This window comes from Acinetobacter sp. YT-02, assembly GCF_002412355.1.
Classification (GTDB): domain Bacteria; phylum Pseudomonadota; class Gammaproteobacteria; order Pseudomonadales; family Moraxellaceae; genus Acinetobacter; species Acinetobacter towneri.
Genome location: NZ_NOZT01000093.1, coordinates 1 through 2,558 on the forward strand (window position 1 = coordinate 1; position 2,558 = coordinate 2,558).

Genomic DNA, 2,558 nt, shown 5'->3' on the forward strand with positions numbered 1-2,558 from the left:
GATGTTGATTTTGAAAAAGTCACAGTAGGTAAGGTCGTTGTTGATAAAGATAAAGGTATTGATGCGGGTAATACACAAATCACGCATGTTACTGCAGGTACTAAAGTTACAGATGCAGTAAATCTTGGTCAATTACAAAGTACGGTATCTATTTTTGGTGGTGGCTCTACTATTAATTCGGATGGCTCAATTAAAAACCCTACCTACAATGTAAATGGCGGAACCTATAACAATGTGGGAGATGCGTTAGGTGCACTCAATCAAGTAGATATTGATTTAGGTAATCGCATAACAAATCTCCAGCAGACATTCAATAAGCGTATCGATGATGTCGAAGATAAGCTCAGTGCAGGTGTAGCTTCTGCATTGGCACTGGAATCAGCACCTTATGTAGCAGGTAAATATACTTATGCAGCAGGAAGCGGATTTTATAATGGTCAATCTGCTCTTGGGGTGAGTTTACGTAAGACAGCAGATAATGGTCGTTGGTCATTAACAGGTGGTGTGGCAGCAGCGAGCCAAGGAGAAGCAAGTTTCCGGATCGGGATCAATGGTGTCATTGATTAACTTCGTTGCAATAAAAAACTTTACCTTTATAAGAGTTTATACTCGAGAGTATTAGCATGAATTTTTTCGAAAAAACATTGATTCTAGGTGTTCTAAGTGCGGTCACGGTAACAAATCTAAATGCAGACGATCAGGTAGAAGCATCAGAAACACAAGAAGTGCAGTTTCCAAAAATTGAAAAAAGCTATTTAAAGCAAGTACAGCGTTATGAATATGATGATATTGCTCGTTTACAAGTAGGTCTAAATAAAGATCAATTTAGAGCATTATTAGGGAATTCTCAATTTAATGAGGGTGTGTTTATCAATAAAACATGGAACTATGTTTTAGATATTCGAATTCCTGAAACTCAAGACTATAAGCATTGTCAGCTTCGGATAGATTTTGAAAAGGGCATCGCTCAAACTTTAAATTGGAAAGGTCAAGATTGTGATCAGTTTAACTATCCTCAACCAAAACCAATCGTCAAAACAGTGACCCAACCGGTAATTATCAAACAAAAAGAACAGGTTGATATAATTAACTTGTCAGCAGATGCCTTATTTAAATTTAATGGATCTGGTCTAAATGATTTATTGCCAAGTGGTCATGAAGAGCTTGAACGTTTGAGTAATGCTATTCGAAATAATTATATTGTAGTAAGCCGTATTCATCTGATAGGTCATACAGATCGAATTGGTTCTGAATCATATAACTATAACTTAGGCTTGAAACGTGCCCAAACAGTTAAAAATTATCTGGTGAAAGATGATATTCCTGCAAAAATGATTAGTTTTGCAAGTGCAGGTAAAACACAACCAATTAGTAATGGCTGTTTGGATATAACAAATATGGAAAGTCTGAAAGAATGTCTTCAGATAGATCGTCGTGTGAGTGTTGAAATTACTGGAGTTAAAAAATAATTGTATATATTAATTGAACCTGCAAATTATTGTGTAAGTTCCATTTCTATAAATGACCCTTTTAATCAATCATTGAGCTGAATTATACTGTTTAATTATTCAATCATATGACCATAAAAAACCTCGACAGGATGTCGGGGTTTTTTTATTGCTTGTATTTTTGGTGGTGTTTTAAAAAGTATGCTGACATTAAATGAAGCCATTATTGATGTAAAAGAAGGTTAAGTCGAAGGCTTTAAAATGGTTTTCAAGCTTTTTGGAGAAATTACAACTTCTTCTAAAACCACGCCTTATTCGATGCCTTATTTTGCAATTATTACCTTCAATTCCTACAGTAAAAAACTTACCAATACTTTGCTTGCAGTTTTTAAAAGCAGTGATGAAACTGTCCCAATGATCACTTGCAATTCGGGTGTAGTGAATACCTAATTGTTTAAGCTTTGTCTTCAACCTTTGGACTATAGCTAAATCTCTCTTACCCCAAACATAAGCAACAATCTCACCTGTTTCTCGATGGTAGGCGTAAATAAGCCATTGTTTATTATTTTTATTTCCAACAAAAGTCCAGAATTCATCTACTTCGAGAGATTCATAATGACTTTGTTTAGGCTGAATTTGATAGGCCGATTCAGTTAAAGTCCGTAAGACTTTACCGATACTAATGCGCTCAACTTCAGCGATATCTCGTATACCGCTGCCTCTGACCATTAACTGTAATATTTTACGAGTAATGCCAGAATTACATCCTAGATAGCTCAGAGCATGGTCACCAATAAACTGACGTTTGCAGTCTTTGCATTGGTAGTTTTGTTTCCCATCTACTTTGATGCCATTTTTCTTTATACTGTCACTGAGGCAGGTTGGACATTTGATTTCTAGAGTTATTTGCATTTCTCTATTTTATCAAAATTCAACCTGCTTTTTTTTAGCATACTTTTTGATACACCACCCTTATTTTTTCTGATATTATTTAATATATTCTATTTATCCTATTGACATTTTATTTTTTGAAAAATTTCTCTGTACACGACAAATTTCACAGAACCCTTATCCTATCAGGATTCTGCTTTCTTAAAATTGCCAAAATTT

The 2,558-nt window shown here is 34.8% G+C and carries 3 protein-coding genes; 2 read left to right on the forward strand and 1 reads right to left on the reverse strand.

From position 1 onward, the window contains the following. On the forward strand, positions 1–567 hold a 567-nt coding region (locus tag CF596_RS14370), incomplete at its 5' end, for a YadA-like family protein (protein ID WP_171325031.1). A gap of 56 nt (positions 568–623) precedes the next feature. After that, positions 624–1,469, forward strand: a complete 846-nt coding sequence (locus tag CF596_RS14375; protein ID WP_096902858.1) for an OmpA family protein — start codon at positions 624–626, stop codon at positions 1,467–1,469. 189 nt (positions 1,470–1,658) lie between these two features. Here CF596_RS14375 and CF596_RS14380 read toward each other — a convergent pair whose 3' ends face one another. After that, on the reverse strand, positions 1,659–2,360 hold the full coding sequence (locus tag CF596_RS14380; RefSeq protein WP_096902859.1) for an IS1 family transposase: 702 nt from the start codon (positions 2,358–2,360) through the stop codon (positions 1,659–1,661). Positions 2,361–2,558 lie beyond the last annotated feature (198 nt).

Excerpts from the sequence above, each read along its gene's own strand:
- CF596_RS14375 (WP_096902858.1), top strand. The coding sequence starts at position 624 with ATGAATTTTTTCGAAAAAACATTGATTCTAGGTGTTCTAAGTGCGGTC.
- CF596_RS14380 (WP_096902859.1), bottom strand. The coding sequence starts at position 2,360 with ATGCAAATAACTCTAGAAATCAAATGTCCAACCTGCCTCAGTGACAGT.